Here is a 17,199-nt window from a genome sequence, read left to right on the forward strand (position 1 = left end):
CGGCCCCCTCACTCCAACCCTCTCCCCCGCGAGGGAGAGGGGGCAGATCGCGTGGCGACGGACAATCCGGTCCCAGTGCTCCCGACTCCTCTCCCCCACGCGTGGGGGAGAGGATGCCGAAGGCAGGTGAGGGGGCGAGCGAAGATAACCTCGTTGCGGAGCAAGTACGCGCGCAGCGTTCGCCGCAACGCCCGAGGTTGGCCCGGCAAGTGCGGCCCCCTCACCCCAACCCTCTCCCCCCGCGAGCGGGGAGAGGGGGCAGATCGTGCGGCGACGAAAACCCGGTCCCGCTGCTCGACTCTTCTCCTCCACGCGTGGGGGGAGAAGGAGGCAAATCGCACCCGTCGCTATAAACTGCGCCACTTCTCCCAAGCGCTGGCCATCCGCGTGACCGACTCTCCCTCCGCGCCGCGCGTGCGCCGCGCCGCCGTCGTTTTCATTTTCGTCACGGTGTTGATCGACATCCTGTCGTTCGGCGTGATCATTCCGGTGCTGCCGGGGCTGGTGCGCCAGTTCACCGGCGGCGACTTCGCCCAGGCGGCGTACTGGGTCGGCATCTTCGGTACGCTGTTTGCCGCCATCCAGTTCGTCTGCTCGCCGGTGCAGGGCGCCTTGTCGGATCGCTACGGCCGGCGGCCGGTCATCCTGCTGTCGTGCCTGGGGCTGGGCATCGATTTCATCCTGATGGCGCTGGCGCAATCGCTGCCGTGGCTGCTGATCGCGCGCATCTTTTCCGGCGTGTTTTCGGCCAGCTTCAGCACCGCCAACGCCTATATCGCCGATGTGACGCCGCCGGAAAAGCGCGCGCAGGCCTTCGGCATGATTGGCGCCGCGTTCGGCGTGGGTTTCATCATCGGGCCGATCATCGGCGGCCAGTTGGGCGCGATCGATTTGCGCCTGCCGTTTTGGTTCTCGGCCGGACTGGCGCTGCTGAATTTCCTGTACGGCTGGTGGGTGCTGCCCGAGTCGCTGCCGAAGGAAAAGCGTTCGCCGCGGTTCGACTGGTCGCACGCCAATCCGCTCGGGTCGGTGGCGCTGCTACGGCGCTATCCGCAGGTGTTCGGCCTGGCGGCGGTGGTGTTCATCGCCAATCTGGCGCACTACGTCTATCCCAGCGTGTTCGTGCTGTTTGCCGAGTACCAGTACCGCTGGGACGAGCGCCAGGTCAGCTGGGTGCTGGCCGCGGTAGGCGTCTGCAGCGTCATCGTGCAGGCGGTGCTGGTGGGGCGGGTGGTGCCGAAGTTCGGCGAACGCCGCGTGCTGCTGTTCGGGCTGGGCTGCGGCGTCGTCGGATTCATCATCTACGGCTTTGCCGGCGTGGGCTGGGCGTTCCTGATCGGATTGCCGATCAGCGCGCTGTGGGGGTTGGCCGGGCCGGCCACGCAGGCGCTGATCACGCGCCAGGTCGGCGCCGATGTGCAGGGCCGCATCCAGGGCGCGTTGATGAGCCTGGTCAGCCTGGCCGGCATCCTGGGGCCGATGATGTTCGCCGGTACCTTCGGCCTGTTCATCGGACCGCGCGCGCCGCTGCACCTGCCGGGCGCGCCATGGTTGCTGGCGGCATTGTTCCTGTCGACCGGCCTGGCCGTGGGCTGGCGTTTTGCGCGCGCCGCGCCGGCGGCATCATGAAGAAGGCCGCCCGCAGGCGGCCTCCCTTTCGCATCGACAGACCTGGCGCCGGTCAATCGTTCTCGACGTGGACGATCTGTCCGGTGTTGGCGTCCAGATGGATTTCCACATCGTTGCCGTTGGATTCCTCGGCTTCGGCTTTCCACATGCCGTCGTCGAAATCGACATCGTGGATCTTGGAATAACCGGCCGCGGCCAGCTTGGCCTTGATGTCGGCTTCGCTCAGCGTGGACACCAGTTTTTCGACCAGGATGTCGCCGCTCACCGGATTGACGCGGACATCGACGCGCTTGCCGTCGGCGCTGGTGGCATCGGTTTCCCACATGCCATCCTCGAAATCGAGATCGTCGATGCGGGTAAACCCGTTCTCGGCAAGAATCGCGCGCACCTGCGGTTCGGTCAGGGTATCGGCAGCGGCGTGCGTCTGGTGGGCGATGGCCGGCGAAACCGCAACTGCTGACAGCGCAATCAGGACAGACAGCTTGCTACGGATGAGGCGCATGATGGACTCCAGCAGAGGGGGGTGAGCCGAGTCTGCCCCTACCTCATGCACTCGCGGATGAACTCACGGCGCCTGCACGCGGCCTGCACGCCGGTTTCACGAAAAGGCGTGAAATCCGCGTGATTCAGCCGCCTGATTCAGCTGCGTTTGCGCCACAGCAGCAGTGTCAGCACGCCGGCCAGCAGGCCCCAGAACGCCGATCCCACGCCGCCCAGCGTCAGTCCGGAAGCGGTGACCAGGAAGGTGATCAGCGCCGGCTCGCGATCGTTTTCCTCGCGCAACGCCACTGCCAGGCTGTTGCCCAGCGTGCCGAGCAGAGCGATGCCGGCGATGGCCATCACCAGTTCCTTCGGGAATGCCGCGAACAGCGCGGCGACGGTGGCGCCGAACAATCCTATCAACACGTAGAACGCGCCGGCCGCCACCGCAGCCACGTAGCGGCGATCCGGATCTTCGTGCGCCTCGCGGCCCATGCAGATCGCCGCGGTGATTGCCGCCAGGTTCAACGCGAATGCGCCAAACGGCGCCAGCAATGCATTGACCACGCCGGTCCAGCCGATCACCGGCGAGATCGGCACCGCGTAGCCGGAGGCGCGGATTACCGCCACCCCGGGCACATTCTGCGAGGCCATCGTCACCAGGAACAGCGGCAACGCGATGCCGAACACCGCCGCCGCCGAAATCGTCGGCGACACGAACACCGGCCGGGCCAGATCAAACCGTAGGCCATCCAGTTGCAGCAGGCCATTGCCGCCGGCGAAGGCGATGCCGATCAGCAGCGTCAGGATTACCGCGTAGCGGGGCAGCAGTTTGCGCGCCAGCAGGTAGACCGCGAACATCGTCAACGCCATGCCCAGTTGCGTGCGCATGGCCACGAATACATCCAGTCCGAAGCGCAACAGCACCCCGGCCAGCATGCCCGAGGCCAGCGACACCGGGATCCGGCTCAGGCTGCGCTCGAACAGCCGCGAAAATCCGGCGATGACGATCAGCAGCGCCGACAACACGAACGCGCCGACCGCATCGGACAGCGGCACCCCGGCCGCGCTGCCGATCAGCATCGCCGCGCCGGGCGTGGACCAGGCCGTGACCACCGGCATCCGGTAGCGCAGCGACAGGCCGATGCAGGTCAGCCCCATGCCCAGCCCCAGCGCCCACATCCACGAACTGATCTGCTCCGGGCTGGCGCCCAGCGACTGCGCCGCCTGGAACACGATCACCGCCGAACTGGCGAAGCCGACCAGTACGGTGACAAAACCGGCGGCCACGGCGGAAAGCGAGAAGTCGCGCAGCAGATGGGGAAAAGGGTTGCGTGCCATGTGGCCAATGTAAGCGGAATGCATTTGTTTGTCTGTGGCAGGCTGCTTCTCCTGTGGGAGCGACGTGAGTCGCGATGGCTCTACCGGTAGAGCCTCATCGCAGCCCACGCAGCTCCTGCAAGGGGACAAGCTGCGGCCGGTAGTCGGCCAATCCCGACACCACGCCCAGCGATGCATCGCCCTGCACGAAGCGCGCCTGCGGAAACACCTGCCGCGCCATCGCCTGCACATACGGCGCGCGCGACATGCCACCGGTCAGGAACAGGCTGTCCGGCGGCGCGTGCAGTTCATCGCGCACGGCGCGCAACAGATCGCCAACCCGGGCCAGGAAATCCGCGCAGGCCGCTTCCAGATCCTCGCGGCTGGCGGTTACCGACAATGCCGGATCGATGTAATCCAGCCGGTGGTGGCTGTCGCCATGCTCGCTGAGCCGGATCTTCATCGCCTCGACCGCGCGATACAGCCGGGTGGTGCCGCCGTCGCGCTGCAGCGCCTGCAGCCGTTCGCCGTAGGGCGCCGGCACCTTGCCGAAGTCGCGCTGCTGGAACGCGCGCTGGCGCGGCGCGTCCTGCACCATGGCCGCATCCACGTAGTGATGCGCCGGCAGCCGCGTCGCGCCCTTGCCGAACAGCGGCATGTAGCGGGCCAGGCTGAGCGCCAGATCCACATCGGTGCCGCCATTGGGCAGACCCCAGGCGCGGTGGATGACCGGATCGTCGTTCCCTCCAATCTCGGCATGGGCGATATCGGTGGTGCCGCCGCCCACGTCCACCACCAGCGTCGATTGGCGTTGCGCGCTGCTGGCGTGGTGATGCAGGGCGGCGGCCGATGGCTCTTCCAGGAAATCGACGGCGTCGAAACCGGCCACCTGCGCGGCCTCGGTCAGGATGTCCAGCGCCTGCTGGCCGCCGGCCGGTCCCATCGAACTGCGGAACTGCACCGGCCGCCCCAAGGTGGCGGCGCGCACCGTGGTGCCCAGCTGCTGGCTGGCGGTCAGGCGGATGTGTTCCAGGATGTGCGCGGCAATACCGGTGATGGTCTGGCGCGCGCGCGGCAGCAGGTCGTAGCCCAGCATCGACTTGGGCGACTGCACCAGGTGTCCGCTGCCTTCGGCCAGGAAGCTGTCGATGGCGTCCTCGCCGAACACCGCGTTCTGCAAATCGGCGGCGGCAGTCTCGGCCTTGCGCACCTGCTGCTCCAGCCATTGCCGGCGCACGGTCCGCACCGCATCGCGATGCAGCTGCGCATCGCTGCGCGCGGCCGCACCGCTGCGGGTCTGCTCGGCCTTGGCCGCGCGCACCAGCGCCGCCACCTCGCCCTCCATTGCCGTGGTCAGCTGGAAATCGGCCGGATCCGGCAGCGCGGTCGGGAAGAACACCGCGGTACGGAACTGCGGCAGCCCGCCAAAACGGATGTGCTGCAAGCGGTCGCCCACCCGAGCGGCCGCCGCCGAATAGCTGGTGCCGAAGTCGATGCCGATTCTCATGCCGATGATGCCGAAGATGCTGCCGCGCGCGGGGTCGGCGATTCTACGCGGCCGCGAAGATTCCGTCGTGCCGGTTCGCGCGGCGGCACCGACATGATGCATCGGGGGGCTGTCGATGCCGCCGTCGCCGGCGCGACCGACATTGAACAGCTTCTTACGTGCCGGACCCTTCAACTGTCGATGCTGCTGTTGCCGCTTGTACCCATGGAGCCAGGACCCGCAGCCACTGCGGATGCCAGGTCAGCGTGAAGGCCACCAGCAGCGATGCGCCGGTCAACGCCATGGCCCACACTAGGACGGCCATGGACGCGTGATCCACGATCAGGCACAAGCCCAATGCGACGGCCAGTCCCGCAATCCCGATCCAGCGCAGGGTGCGTGAAGTCATCGCGCTTGCCGCGCCGCCCCACACCTGCCGGGCATGCGCCGGCATCGACAACGCCAGCCAAGCCATGCCGGCCACGCTGGAAACCAGGGCCGCCGACAGCAGGCAGGCCGCGAGCATGACCTCAGACATGCGCCGGCTCCACGGCTGCGGCATTCGCCGACGCGGCAGCAAGGCGGTGTCGCAGCTTGCGGGCGGCCAGGACCGCCAGCGCGGCAGCGGTCAACAGGAACAGATCGACACCGGCCACCGGCCAATAGCCGGCGCCCAAGGTGCGCAGCAGGTGATCCCCTGTCGTGATCCAGTTCAGCAGCACGGCCGCCACCGCAAGCACGGCAATCGCCCCGCACTGTTCGCGCCAGGCCGGATTGGCCAGCCCGCGCGCGACCGGCGCGCTGCGCCAGCCCGCGTGCAGCAGCGCCAGCGCCCAGGTGCCCCAGAACGCGTAGCGTTCCCAGTCGCCGCGCGCCGGCAAGTCCTCCGGCAACAAACGGTTGGCGACCAGGATGCCCAATGCCGCCAGCAGCATGCCCGTTACCGCAGCGACCGCCAGCGCATCGACCACGCGCGCGCCCTGGCGGCCCTGCTGCGCATGCTGGCGTTTGCGCTTCTCGACGAAGAATACGAACCCGGTCGCAATGCACACCGCGCCCGCCAGCCCGCCCAGCACGTAGAACCAGCGCAGCAGCCAATGGCGGAAGTGCTGCAGGTGCAGGCCGGTCAGGAACTCGGCCATCTTGCCGACCGGCGTGGCCGCCGGATCCTCGCGAATCAGTTCGCCGGTGGAGGCCTTGAAGTGGATGCCGTCGCCGACCAGCGCGATGCGATCGGTGCCGGCGCGGTAGACGCTGACGTAGCCGTTGGCGTCGCCGACATGCTGCAGCACCAGGAACCCGACTTCGCCCGCCTTGTCGTTCGCTTCCCAGCGGCGCTGCGCCTGGGCGACCATCGCATCGACGTTGGCCAGGCCCGCGGGCACGCCGGCACGCTGGTGCGGCAGGCCGGTTTCGCGCGCTTCCACTTCGGCGTGCAGGTCATGCAGCTCGTGCAACTGGGTATGGCCGAGCGGGAAGTAGTAGGCGGCGGCGAAGATCAGCAGGCCGGTAAAGGCGAAGAAGAAGTGGAACGGCAGCGCGACCACGCCGGTCATGTTGTGCAGGTCCAGCACGCTGCGCAGGCGGGCCTTGTCCGGACGGAAGGTGAAGAACTCGCGGAACAGCTTGCGGTGCATCACCACGCCGCTGACCAGCGCGGCCAGCATCACCAGTGCCGAAAAGCCGACGATCCAGATGCCCAGGTTCTTCCAGTCCAGGGTCAGGCTGTAGTGCATCGGGTAGAAGAAGCCGCTGCCCACCTTCAGCCGGTCGTCCGGCAATGCCGTGCCGTCGCGCGGGTCGATGGTGGCGAAGGCCCAGATCGCCTCTTCCGGATCCTTGGCGTTGGGGACCTGGTAGCCGGCGAACAACTGCAGCACCGGGTCGCGGTGGGTGGTGTAGGCGCTCCAGCTGACGACGGTGTCGAAGCGGGTGGGCATGTCGCCGTTCACGCGCGGGCGCATCGCATCGATCGCCTGCGGCGTGGGCTGCATGCGCTCGAACGCCGGCCGCAGCACCTGTTCGTACGAGGGCATCGGCTGCGGCTGGATGCGCGTGGCCGGGATGGCCCAGCGGTCGATCTCGCGATCGAACACCGACAACGCGCCGAAGAAGAACGCGGCCATCAGCACGAAGCCCAGCACCAGGCCGAACCAGGTGTGGAGCCATGCCATGGCCTGCCGGAAGCTCTGGAACATGAAGACCTCCTTTCGCCTCAGACCAGCAACGACTGCAGCAGCGAACCGGCTGCCGCCAGCGCCGCGCCGCCGCCGGCCAGCACCGCCCAGACCACCCACAGCCGCCGCGCCGCGAACGCCCACAGGAACGCTACCAGGAACGCCAGCACGCCCAGCATGCTGGCCAGGAACTCGGCGTCGTGGAAGCCCATGCCGGCCGCGTACGTCAGACTTGCGCCGGCGGCGATGAAGCCCCAGGCGAACCCATAGCCGCCCAGCACGGCTGCGGACACGCGCAAGGCCAGTTGCAGGCGCGGGAAGCGGGGCGGACCGGAAAGGGTGCTGGATGCGCGGGACATGGCGATGGCTGGCGTCTCGGTGCGGGGAACTGGCAGCTCAGAACCGCCAGTTCAGGCTCAGCGCGTAGTTGCGCGGCGCGCCGTAGTAGCCGCTGTAGCGCAGGGTGTTGATGTACTTCTCGTTGCCGACGTTGTTGACGTTGAAGCGCAGCGTGGCATTTGGCAGGAAATCCCAGCCGACGAAACCGTTGAACACCGCATAGCTGTCCTGGCGCACGGTGAAGCCGTTGCTCTCCACATTGGAGATATCGCTCTGCCAACGGCCGCCAAGGCCGAAGGACAGCGCGGTGTAGCGGGGCAGGCGTGCGCTGAGCAGCAGGTTGGCGGTGCGGCGCGGCACCCAGCGGTAGGTGTCGTCGCCATCCTGGCCGGTCAATTTCAACGCGGTGTAACCGAACACCATGTCGATATGGTCGGTGAGCTTGCCGGTAGCTTCCAACTCGACGCCCTTGGATTCGACATCCACGCCGGTGTAGTAGAACTGGCCGATTTCGTTGTAGCCGGCACCGGTGGCCAGCCCGTTCTGCTCGGCCTTGAACACCGCCAGCGTGGTCAGCAGGCGCTTGTCCAGCCAGTCGGCCTTGACGCCGATTTCGTAGTTCTTGCCCTTGGTCGGGTCCAGGTAGCGGCCGTCCGCGTCCGACTGGCTCTGCGGCTGGTAGATGTCCGAATAGCTGACATAGCCCAGCAGGTTGGAGGTGAAGTCGAAGGTCAGGCCGGCGTAGGGACTGGTCTGGCTTTCGGTCTGGTTGAAGGCCACGCCGTAGTTGACGCCTTCGCGGTGGTATTCGGCATAGTTGAAGCCGACCACGGCCTTGAGCTTGTCGGTGAACGACAGGCGCGTCGCGCCGTAGGCGCGCTTGAGTCGTTCGTCCAGGATGCTGTAGACCGAGCTTTCGCCCCACACCGGCTCTTCGACATGGTCGCCGGGCCATGGGAAGGCCGGCATCGGGATGTAGCTGCACGCTGCTTCGCCGCACATCGCCGCGTACTGCGAGCTGTTGTTCTCGCTCTTGGACCAGGCCACTCCCAGCATCATTTCCTGATCGCGCCCGAACATCTGGAAATGGCCGTTGAGTGCGGCCGACAGCAGGTCCGCGGTCAGCTTGTCGTGGCCTCCCCAAGGATAGCCGTACAGACCGAGACCGGTTTCCGGATCCATGCCGGTACCGGCCAGATCGGTGGCGTAGAACAGCTTCTCGTCGTTGCGGACATCGCGGCGGTTGTAGGACAGCTTCAGCAGCCAGTCCGCGCCGAGCTGGTGGGTGTACTCGACGAAAGCGGTCCGGGTGGTGGTGTCCCAGTAGGTCCAGTCCTGCGTGGTCGAGGCGCCGCGGTCCCACTCGGCCTGAGTGCCGTCGCTGTACATGAAGCCCAACGCGCCCCACATGTTGCCGTCGGTTTTTCCTTCCTGCCAGGAATAACCCAGCGTCAGCGTGCCGTTCTCGCCGATCTGGCCATCGACCACGCCGTAGATGAAATCGCGCGTATCGTCCTTGCCGCGCAGGTAGGAATCGCCTTCCTCATGCGCGGCGACCACACGGCCGGCCCAGGTGCCGTCGGCGGTGAGCGGGGTCGAATAGTCCACCTCGCCACGCACGGTGCCCCACGAGCCGTAGCTGATGCCGGCCGACCCCTGCGCGTCGTTGGTCGGGCGCTTGCGCACGTAGTTGATGGTGCCGGCGGCGTTGCCCACGCCGGTCAACAGGCCATTGGCGCCGCGAATCACTTCCAGCTTCTCGTAGCCGAAGGTGTCCTGCGCACCGGTGACGATGCCCCAGCCGTTGGGCAGGCCGACGCCGTCGATCTGGGTATTGGCGATATCGAAACCGCGCGCGGTGAAATTGGTGCGGTTGGTCTCCCACTCCTCGACCTGGATGCCGGTCGCCAGGCGCAGCGCGTCGTTGAGGCTGTCGGTGCCGAACTGCTGCATCTGTTCCTGCGACACCACGCTGATCGACTGCGGGGTTTCCTTGATGGCCAGGTCCAGGTTGGTGGCGCCGTTGCTGACGCGGCTGGCGCGCTGGGCGACCACCAGTACCGCGTCCAGGTCGGTGGCGGAATCGGCGCCGCCGGACTGCGCGCCGTTGGCCGATGCTTCCGGCGCGGCCAGCGCCATTCCCGGGAGGCCAGCCAAAGCCAGGCAAACCGCAATGCGGACGGCGCTCTGGGCCAGTGCGGGCGGCCGGGTCTTGCCGCGGCCAGAGGTCGGCAAACGTAGGGGACTGATGGGGTGCATGGGGGTCCGGAGGAAACGGTGTAAGGGTTGCGCGCCTGTACCCGCCCGGCGCAGGCCGCTTCAGTGGGAAGCGGCCTGCGGTCGTGCAGGGCAGAGGCCCTTGGTTTCCGGACATTAAATGCGAATCATTCGCATTTTTCAAGAGGCGGGCTATCCAGCTACAGCTTCATGCTGAAGGAGATGTAGGCCGAGCGCCCAGGCGCCGGGGAAAACATGGGCTGATCGTCCCCGCCCCAGAAGAAGTTGTCGTACCAGACATATTCGTACTCGCGGTCGGCCAGGTTCCTGACCTGCAGGTCGATGCGGAAGCGGCTGGAGACCTGGTAGCTCGCGCTTACGTCCAGGACCTTGAAGCCGCCATACTTGCCCTGCGCATTGAGCTCATCGATGTAGTAGTCGCCCTGCATGCGTCCCTGCAGGCCGAGCTTCCAGCGTTCGTCCAACTGGTAGTCGATGCCCAGGTTGCTGATGTAGCGCGGCGTGGAAAACACCTCCTTGCCCGCGAGCGGGTCGCCGGCTCCGGTGAACGCGCTGACGACCTTCGCTTCTTGCAGCGCATGCGCTGCCCACAGCGTCCAGCGCTCGCCCAGCCGCGAGGCGATCTGCATGTCCAGCCCCTGCCGGCGGGTCTGGCCCAGGCCTACCGTGGTCCCGGTGCTGGGCATGTTGGCCACCTCGTCGGTGGCGTCCTGCCGCCAGGCCGCGATGCGCGCCTCGGTGCCCGCAACCGGACTGAGCTTGATGCCGATTTCGGTGCCTGTGTTGATCGACGGGCGGTACCTGCCCTGGCCTTCGGTGAGATAGGCCGGCGCCGTGGAGCCGGTCAGCACCTGGAAGGTCCTGCCCCAGTTGGCATACAGGTTGGCGGTCGGCGAGACCGCGTACACCACGCTCAGCTTGGGCTGCCTGATCCATCCGTACGACTGCAGCGATGCCTGCACGCCGCCGGGAAGACGGGTACTGCCGGAGAACCTGTCGACCCGCAGGGCCGGCACTATCTTCACCGATTCGACAGGATTGAAGACCGCCTGCACGTACGCGCCGATGTTCTCCAAGCTGTAGCGGTCATCGTTCTGGACGCGGGCGGGAGCGGCATCGAAGTCGGTGGGAATGCTGAAGTCGTAGCGGTAGCGCCGGTAGGCGTTGTCCTGGTGCTCGAAGTTCGCACCCGCCTCCACGGTCACCGATGCCGTGGCCACCCAGGTGAGACTGCCCAGCATGCCGGTCTGTTTTTCGTCCCACTGGCGACGCTGACGCGGCGCATTGCCGATGGGGTAGCGGGTGAAGGTCACCGTTCTGTCGTCTTCGTAGCGATTGACGTAAAGCTTGCCGCTCAAACTCAGGCCATCGGCAAGCCGCTTGTCCAGGTGCGCTCCCAGATGCCGCATGTCGCGGTCGTCGCCGTCGTTGGCGTTCTTTGCCGGCGATTGGTCCCGGTCCGCGGCCAGTTCCGCGGCGGTCAGGAAGCCGGATTCGTCGGCTTCGTGGTGGTAGGCGCGGGCCACCAGTCCCGCCTTCAGCGTTTCGGCTTCGTCGGTGTAGAACCATTTGCCCGCCAGCGTGTACTTGCTGGAATCGGCATGGTCGCGATGGCCGTCCGATGCCTGCACGCCCGCGAAGTAGTTCTGGGCGATGCTTCCGGATTCCTTGCCGATCGCCAGCTGGGCTTCGCGCGTGTTGAAGCTTCCGTAGCTCAGGCGGCCGTCCAGGTAGTCCCCGCCCTGGCGGGTGGCGAAGTTGATGTTGCCGCCGATGTTGTGCAGCCCGTAACGCGGATCGTTGGTGCCGCGGACCACTTCGATGTAGTCGATCTCCAGCGGAAAGATCATGTCGATGAAGCGCTGGTTGCCGCTGTTGACGTTGCTCGGGATGCCATCGATCAAGGTCTTGATGCCGTTGATGTAACCCTCGCCGTTGAATGCCCGGAATGTCGCCTTGCCCGATTCGGCCCCCTGGCGGGTTTCGGTGAGCTGGATGCCCGGCATCTGCCCAAGCAGCTCCCAGCTGTTCATGACGTTCCTGTCCTCGACCTTGTCGCTGCCCATGACGTCGACCGACGTCAGCACGCTGTTGGCCAGCAACGGACCGGCGGACGCCCGCGCCTGCACCTTGCCAAGCGTGATGGCGGAGTCGCCGGATTGCGCTTGCGCATGGCCGGCCGGAGCGGACAGCACCGCCAGCATCGCTGACACCAACAACGTTTCTTTCATCGGGTTCCTGCCTTGAGTGGATTGGGCGGTGGCGGCCGGACGCTGCCTGCGTCTCACCCCGAAAGCGGAGCGGCATGCAGGCGCAGGCTGCGCACCATAAACGATACATTATAACATTCTATGCATCGTTCGAGCGCCAGGCAGTCGGTGCGGATGGGCAAAGCCGCCCGCAGCGGTGGCGCTCACCGCTTACGGGTTGCCAGGGAAGAGGCATTGCCGGCGCACGCGCGGCAACGGGTGTCAGGGCCGCGGTCGGCCGGCTCCGGCAGCGCGCTGAAAGGAGGCCGCGGTAGGCGACTGCGCAACCCGCGGACAGGCGGCAACCGACCGCAGGCGCGCGGAACCGGCGATCCGCATGGTCGGCAGGGCTGCGTTATGGCCGGTATCGCGTTGGCTGACGGTTGTCGGCCAGCGGCGCGATCGATGCGACTGCGCCAGGCGTGAACCGGCCAATGGCGCAGACCGTTTCATCAAGGGCTTTTGGGTGAGGCCGACGGCATCACCTGTCCGCAACCCGCACCACGAGTTTGCCGAAGTTCTTTCCTTCAAGCAGCCCGGCAAAAGCGAGCGGCGCCTGCTCGAGCCCGTCGATCACGTCCTCGCGCAGCCGGACCCGGCCTTGCGCGACCCACTCGGCCATCTCCCTCCGGAAGTCCGCGAATCGCTCCGCGTAGTGGTCGAGAATAATGAAGCCCTGCATGCGGACGCGTTTCTGCAGCACCGTCGCCAACAGTTTCGGCAACCGGTCGGTCGCGGCGGATGACGAGGCCTGGTTGTAATGCGCGATGAAGCCGCAGACCGGCATGCGCGCGCCGATAGTGAGCAGCGGCAGCACGGCATCCAGCACATCGCCGCCGACATTCTCGAAGTAGACGTCGATGCCGGCGGGGCAGGCGGCGGTCAGGCGTTCGCCCAGTCCGGGTTCGCGGCGATCCAGGCACAGATCGAATCCCAGCGCTTCCACCGCGTAGCGGCACTTGTCCGCGCCGCCGGCAATACCGACCACCCGCGCGCCCTTGAGCTTGGCCAACTGCCCGACCACCGAACCGACCGCGCCGGTGGCCGCCGCCACGACCACCGTATCGCCGGGCCGGGGCTGGCCGATGTCGAGCAGCCCGACGTAGGCGGTGAAGCCGGGCATGCCCAGGCCGCCCAGCGCCAGCGAAGGCTGCGCCATGTCGTCCAGCGGCAACAGGTCGGTGCCATCGGACAGCGCATAGTCCTGCCAGCCGGCATTGGCAAGCACCAGCTGGCCCGGGCGGAACTGCGGCTGGCGCGATTGCACCACCTGGCTGACCGTACCGCCCACCATCGTTGCCCCCAGCGCGACCGGCGGCGCATAGCCGGGGCCGACTTCGTCCATCAGGTTGCGCATGTACGGATCCAGCGACAGGTACAGCGTGCGCAACAGGACCTGGCCATCGCCCGGCACGGGAACCGGCTGGGTTTGGAGATGGAAGTCCTGCGGCGCCGGCAGGCCGTGCGGGCGCGCAGCCAGCGTGATGCGCCGGTTGATCGGAGTGGCGTTGTTCATCGGAATTACCTTGCGGTGGGCGGTTGCGGAGCGGGTTGGAAAGGCGGTGGCTTGCTCAGGTGGGTAGCGGACGCGGCCCATGGCGCAGGGTCAGCAAGGCGCCCAGCGCCATGGTCACCACGGCGAACAACGGGCCCCCAAGCGCGCCGATGCGGTCGACCAGCAATCCGCCGAAGATGGCACCGGCGGCGATGGCGGTCTGGAACGCTGCCACCAGCAGGCCGCCGGCGCTTTCGGCCTGATCCGGAGCGGCCCGTACGATCCAGATCTGGAAGCCGACCGGAAATGCGCCGAAGGCAAAGCCCCACAGCACGATGGCGACGGTCGCGACGATGGCCAGCTGGCCGGCCAGCAACAGGCTGGCGGCCAGCGCGGCAATCAGCGTACCGCCGAAGACGATGGCAAGGCGCTCGCTGCGGCCGGCGATGTAGCCGCCGACCAGGTTGCCGAAGAAGCCGCCGACGCCGTAGCCCAGCAGGACCGCCGAGATGGCGCCGACCGACAGCTGGGTGATGTTCTCCATCAGCGGCCGGATATAGGTGAAGCCGGCGAAGTGGCCCGAGATCACCAGCAGCACCGCCAGCAGCGCCATGCGCACGGCCGGACGCGACAGCAGCTGGCCGAACACGCGCAGATCCGGTTGGGCCCGCGGCGGCAACGCCGGCAGCGTGACCGCCTGCACGACCAGCGTGGCCATACTGACCGCGCCAGCGGCGATGAAGGCGCTGCGCCATCCCCACAGCTCGCCCATCCACGCGCCAATCGGCGCGGCGCAGACGGTGGCGACGGAAACCCCGGTCAGGATCAGCGCCATCGCCCGCGCAAACAGATCCTCGGGCACCAGACGCATGGCCAGGGCGCCGGCCATCGACCAGAACCCTCCCAGCGCGACGCCAAGCAGCACCCGCGCAGCGAGCAGCGTCCACAGGCTGTCGGCAGTGGCGGCAAGCGCATTGGACAGCACCAGCAACACGGTGAGCGAAAGCATGACCAGCCGCCGATCGATGCGGCGGGTAAGCAGCGGAACCGAGGGCGCGGCGATGGCGCCGATCAGCGCGGTGGCGGTGACGCTCTGGCCGGCGACGCCCTCGCTGACGGAAAGATCGGCCGCCATCGCCGTTAGCAGGCTGGCGGGCAGGAACTCGGCGGTCACCAGGCCGAATACGCCCATCGCCAGGGAAACGACGGCGGGCCAGCGCGCGGACGCGACGGGGATCGCCGATACGACGGAGTCGGCACATTCGGAACAGGCAGCGGAGGGCATGCGGATGGGAGGGAAGGGTGGAGGGGCTGGCAGCTTAGAAGTAAGATGCTGGCGTTTACATGCCGGAAAGTCCCCAATGCTTGCTCATTCATCCAGGCCCTCGCCGGCCGCGGAACCTCCGAGCGGGCCCGACCTGCTCACCCAGGTGCTGCTGGGGCTGCGGCTGGACGGGGTCGAATACGGCCGCTGCCTGATGCATGCGCCCTGGGCGATAGATTTTCCGACGCAACCGGAAGCGAACTTCCACTTCGTCGCCAACGGCGGTTGCTGGCTGCGCACGCCCGGTTCGGACTGGCTGCGGCTGAATCCGGGCGATGCCGTGCTGCTGCCGCGCGGTGGCTCCCATACCCTTGCCAGCGATCCCGATGTGCCGGCGGTGGATATCGACTCGCTTGCGCGCGAGCCGGTATCGGAAAGCATCTACCTGGTGCGCGGGGAGCCCGACGAAACCGATGCGGCCCGGCCCGCGGATGCCGGGCCCAGCGTCATGTTCTGCGGCACGATGCGCTTCAATCTGGATCCGCTGCACCCGTTGCTGGCGATGATGCCGGAGGTGATGCGGGCCGACGATCTGGCCAGGCGCGATCCGAGCGTACCTGCGTTGCTGGAGGCAATGGAACGCGAGGTGGCGTTCGACCGCATCGGCGCCTGCGGCATCCTTGCGCGCCTGGCGGACGTGCTTGCCGCCAGCATCATCCGCGCCTGGGTGGAGTGCGGCTGCAGCGATTCCAGCGGCTGGATCGCCGCGCTGCATTGCCCGCGGATCGGCAAGGTCATCGCGGCGATCCATGCCGACCCGCAGCGCGACTGGAGCGTGCCGGCATTGGCGGACGTGATGGGCGCCTCCCGCTCCAGCTTTGCCGAAGCCTTCACCCGCACCGTTGGCGAGAGCCCGGCCAAGTACGTGGCCAAGGTGAAGATGTTCCAGGCCCGCCGCTGGATCGCCCAGGACGGCATGCGCGTGGCGGTCGCCGCCGACCGGCTCGGTTACGACTCGGAAGCCTCGTTCAGCCGCGCCTTCAAGCGCATCATGGGCACGCCGCCCAGCGCCGTGCGTTCAAGCGCCCCCTGAGCCGGTTCTCAGACGCCGGCCCGCTTCCGCACCGCCGCCGCCCAGCGCGCCGCCACCACGGGCGAGGTGATGCATACGGCTTCATCGGTGACGGTGGTGACCGCGCGTTCCAGCAGCTGGATGTCGGCTTCGTGCTGGCGGGCCACATGCGGGTCTTCGAAGAAGATCACGCGCTGGCAGCGGTGTTCCAGCACGCGGTCGGCAATCTGCGCGTCGCCACCCATCGGGCCGCTCTGGTAGCGCTCGGCCCACAGCAGGTCCTGCGGCCAACCGCGGCTCCAGGCCATCTCGTTGAGGCGCTGGCCGGTGGTGCCGGTGGCGACGCGGTGGGCGAAGCGCGACAGCACGTCGAAGTGCTCGGCGGCAAAGGCCAGCATCTGCGGTTTCATCGCGTCGTGGGCGATCAGCGCCAGCGTCTGCGTTTCCAGATTGTGCAGCCGGTTGGCGCCGCGGTCGGGTGCCAGTCCGGCGTGGATGCGCTCCATCTCGATCCAGTCGCGTGCCGAGGCGACGGTGGAGATGAAAGGCTTGCCGTTGATCACGCACTGGCGTTTCAGTGCGATGGCCTCGGGAAAGATCGAGGAAGGATCGACCGGATCGATCAGGTAGATCGCCCCATCCAGCGTGCGCTCGGGTCCGTCCAGTCCCACCACCTCGGCGACCAGTTTCATCAGTCCGCCTTCGCGGCCATAGGGGTAGCGCTTCAGGCCGGGGTAGCCGGCCAGCATGCCGGCCGCGGCGATGGCGTCATGGGTGCGCCCGATCGCGTGCAGGCCCAGTTGCAGTTCGCGGATGCCCGACTCGCAGGCGCGCAGCCAGCGGAACAGCGCAGCGCTTTCGTTGTGGTGGTGCAGGCGATTGGCGGCCAGACCCAGGCGCAAGATCGACATGGTGCTCCAATGAAGGGAAACGGGAATCGGCAGACGGCAAGTTTAGGGCCTGCTGCGTTGCCCAGGCAGACAAGCCGCCAGCAGCGAACAGTCGGTCCCCCTCACCCCAACCCTCTCCCCCGCGGGCGGGGGAGAGGGGGCAAAAAGCTGGCAGCGGCCAGTCGACTCTCTGGTCCAGTCTCTTCTCCCCCACATGTGGGGGAGAGGATGCCGAAGGCAGGTGAGGGGGTGAGCGGAGACGGTCGCGCTGTGAAGGGGGCGCCTGCGCAGCGTTCGTAGTGCGCCCCCTCACCCCAACCCTCTCCCCCGCGGGCGGGGGAGAAGGGGCAAAAAGCTGGCAGCGGCCAGTCGACTCTCTGGTCCAATCTCTTCTCCCCCACATGTGGGGGAGAGGATGCCGAAGGCAGGTGAGGGGGGAGCGGAGACGGTCGCATTGCGGAGGAGGCGCATGTGCAGCGTTCGTAGTGCGCCCCCTCACCCCAACCCTCTCCCCCGCGGGCGGGGGAGAGGGGGCAAAAAGCTGGCAGCGAACAGTCGGC

The 17,199-nt window shown here is 67.4% G+C and carries 13 protein-coding genes; 2 read left to right on the plus strand and 11 right to left on the minus strand.

Going from position 1 to position 17,199, the window contains the following annotated elements; translation table 11 throughout:
• Window positions 1-387 precede the first annotated feature (387 nt).
• Entirely contained in the window at window positions 388-1,629 is a 1,242-nt protein-coding gene (locus CRO39_RS18815; RefSeq protein WP_162125873.1) for a TCR/Tet family MFS transporter, read from the plus strand.
• 52 nt (window positions 1,630-1,681) lie between these two features.
• Here CRO39_RS18815 and CRO39_RS18820 read toward each other — a convergent pair whose 3' ends face one another.
• The 10 genes from CRO39_RS18820 to CRO39_RS18865 all read right to left on the minus strand — a co-directional run bounded on the left by CRO39_RS18820 (window position 1,682) and on the right by CRO39_RS18865 (window position 14,698).
• The gene (locus tag CRO39_RS18820) at window positions 1,682-2,131 is read right to left on the minus strand and encodes a PepSY domain-containing protein (protein WP_097123517.1); all 450 of its coding nucleotides are present in this window, start codon (window positions 2,129-2,131) and stop codon (window positions 1,682-1,684) included.
• Window positions 2,132-2,268: 137 nt separating this feature from the next.
• Entirely contained in the window at window positions 2,269-3,450 is a 1,182-nt protein-coding gene (locus CRO39_RS18825) for a benzoate/H(+) symporter BenE family transporter (protein ID WP_097123518.1), read from the minus strand.
• Between the two features lie 94 nt (window positions 3,451-3,544).
• Window positions 3,545-4,936: an Hsp70 family protein gene (locus CRO39_RS18830; RefSeq protein ID WP_097123566.1), complete on the minus strand. Its 1,392-nt coding sequence runs from the start codon at window positions 4,934-4,936 to the stop codon at window positions 3,545-3,547.
• 154 nt (window positions 4,937-5,090) lie between these two features.
• Window positions 5,091-5,453, minus strand: coding sequence for a DUF3325 domain-containing protein (locus CRO39_RS18835; protein WP_097123519.1), 363 nt, complete (start codon window positions 5,451-5,453; stop codon window positions 5,091-5,093).
• A complete protein-coding gene (locus CRO39_RS18840) occupies window positions 5,446-7,113 on the minus strand; it encodes a PepSY-associated TM helix domain-containing protein (protein WP_097123520.1) in 1,668 nt (555 codons plus the stop codon). Before CRO39_RS18840 ends, CRO39_RS18835 begins: the two co-directional genes overlap by 8 nt.
• A 17-nt stretch (window positions 7,114-7,130) precedes the next feature.
• Complete coding sequence (locus CRO39_RS18845) at window positions 7,131-7,451, minus strand: iron uptake protein (protein WP_097123521.1); 321 nt, start codon at window positions 7,449-7,451, stop codon at window positions 7,131-7,133.
• 37 nt (window positions 7,452-7,488) lie between these two features.
• A complete protein-coding gene (locus CRO39_RS18850) occupies window positions 7,489-9,570 on the minus strand; it encodes a TonB-dependent siderophore receptor (protein ID WP_097123522.1) in 2,082 nt (693 codons plus the stop codon).
• A gap of 278 nt (window positions 9,571-9,848) precedes the next feature.
• The gene (locus CRO39_RS18855) at window positions 9,849-11,900 is read right to left on the minus strand and encodes a TonB-dependent receptor (RefSeq protein ID WP_097123523.1); all 2,052 of its coding nucleotides are present in this window, start codon (window positions 11,898-11,900) and stop codon (window positions 9,849-9,851) included.
• A gap of 499 nt (window positions 11,901-12,399) precedes the next feature.
• Window positions 12,400-13,434: an NADP-dependent oxidoreductase gene (locus CRO39_RS18860; protein ID WP_097123524.1), complete on the minus strand. Its 1,035-nt coding sequence runs from the start codon at window positions 13,432-13,434 to the stop codon at window positions 12,400-12,402.
• A 55-nt stretch (window positions 13,435-13,489) separates the two neighbouring features.
• A complete protein-coding gene (locus CRO39_RS18865; protein ID WP_097123525.1) occupies window positions 13,490-14,698 on the minus strand; it encodes an MFS transporter in 1,209 nt (402 codons plus the stop codon).
• A gap of 76 nt (window positions 14,699-14,774) precedes the next feature.
• Between CRO39_RS18865 and CRO39_RS18870 the strand changes: the two genes are divergently transcribed.
• On the plus strand, window positions 14,775-15,770 hold the full coding sequence (locus tag CRO39_RS18870; RefSeq protein ID WP_097123526.1) for an AraC family transcriptional regulator: 996 nt from the start codon (window positions 14,775-14,777) through the stop codon (window positions 15,768-15,770).
• Between the two features lie 8 nt (window positions 15,771-15,778).
• Here CRO39_RS18870 and CRO39_RS18875 read toward each other — a convergent pair whose 3' ends face one another.
• Window positions 15,779-16,651 carry a methylglyoxal synthase gene (locus CRO39_RS18875; protein WP_097123567.1) on the minus strand — a complete coding sequence of 291 codons (873 nt, stop codon included), beginning with the start codon at window positions 16,649-16,651 and terminating at the stop codon, window positions 15,779-15,781.
• Window positions 16,652-17,199 lie beyond the last annotated feature (548 nt).

It is taken from the genome of Pseudoxanthomonas wuyuanensis, assembly GCF_900215535.1.
GTDB lineage: Bacteria > Pseudomonadota > Gammaproteobacteria > Xanthomonadales > Xanthomonadaceae > Pseudoxanthomonas_A > Pseudoxanthomonas_A wuyuanensis.

Excerpts from the sequence above, each read along its gene's own strand:
- CRO39_RS18830 (WP_097123566.1), bottom strand. The coding sequence starts at position 4,936 with ATGAGAATCGGCATCGACTTCGGCACCAGCTATTCGGCGGCGGCCGCT.
- CRO39_RS18820 (WP_097123517.1), bottom strand. The coding sequence starts at position 2,131 with ATGCGCCTCATCCGTAGCAAGCTGTCTGTCCTGATTGCGCTGTCAGCA.
- CRO39_RS18850 (WP_097123522.1), bottom strand. The coding sequence starts at position 9,570 with ATGGCGCTGGCCGCGCCGGAAGCATCGGCCAACGGCGCGCAGTCCGGC.
- CRO39_RS18865 (WP_097123525.1), bottom strand. The coding sequence starts at position 14,698 with ATGCCCTCCGCTGCCTGTTCCGAATGTGCCGACTCCGTCGTATCGGCG.
- CRO39_RS18825 (WP_097123518.1), bottom strand. The coding sequence starts at position 3,450 with ATGGCACGCAACCCTTTTCCCCATCTGCTGCGCGACTTCTCGCTTTCC.
- CRO39_RS18835 (WP_097123519.1), bottom strand. The coding sequence starts at position 5,453 with ATGTCTGAGGTCATGCTCGCGGCCTGCCTGCTGTCGGCGGCCCTGGTT.
- CRO39_RS18845 (WP_097123521.1), bottom strand. The coding sequence starts at position 7,451 with ATGTCCCGCGCATCCAGCACCCTTTCCGGTCCGCCCCGCTTCCCGCGC.
- CRO39_RS18870 (WP_097123526.1), top strand. The coding sequence starts at position 14,775 with ATGCTTGCTCATTCATCCAGGCCCTCGCCGGCCGCGGAACCTCCGAGC.
- CRO39_RS18840 (WP_097123520.1), bottom strand. The coding sequence starts at position 7,113 with ATGTTCCAGAGCTTCCGGCAGGCCATGGCATGGCTCCACACCTGGTTC.
- CRO39_RS18860 (WP_097123524.1), bottom strand. The coding sequence starts at position 13,434 with ATGAACAACGCCACTCCGATCAACCGGCGCATCACGCTGGCTGCGCGC.
- CRO39_RS18855 (WP_097123523.1), bottom strand. The coding sequence starts at position 11,900 with ATGAAAGAAACGTTGTTGGTGTCAGCGATGCTGGCGGTGCTGTCCGCT.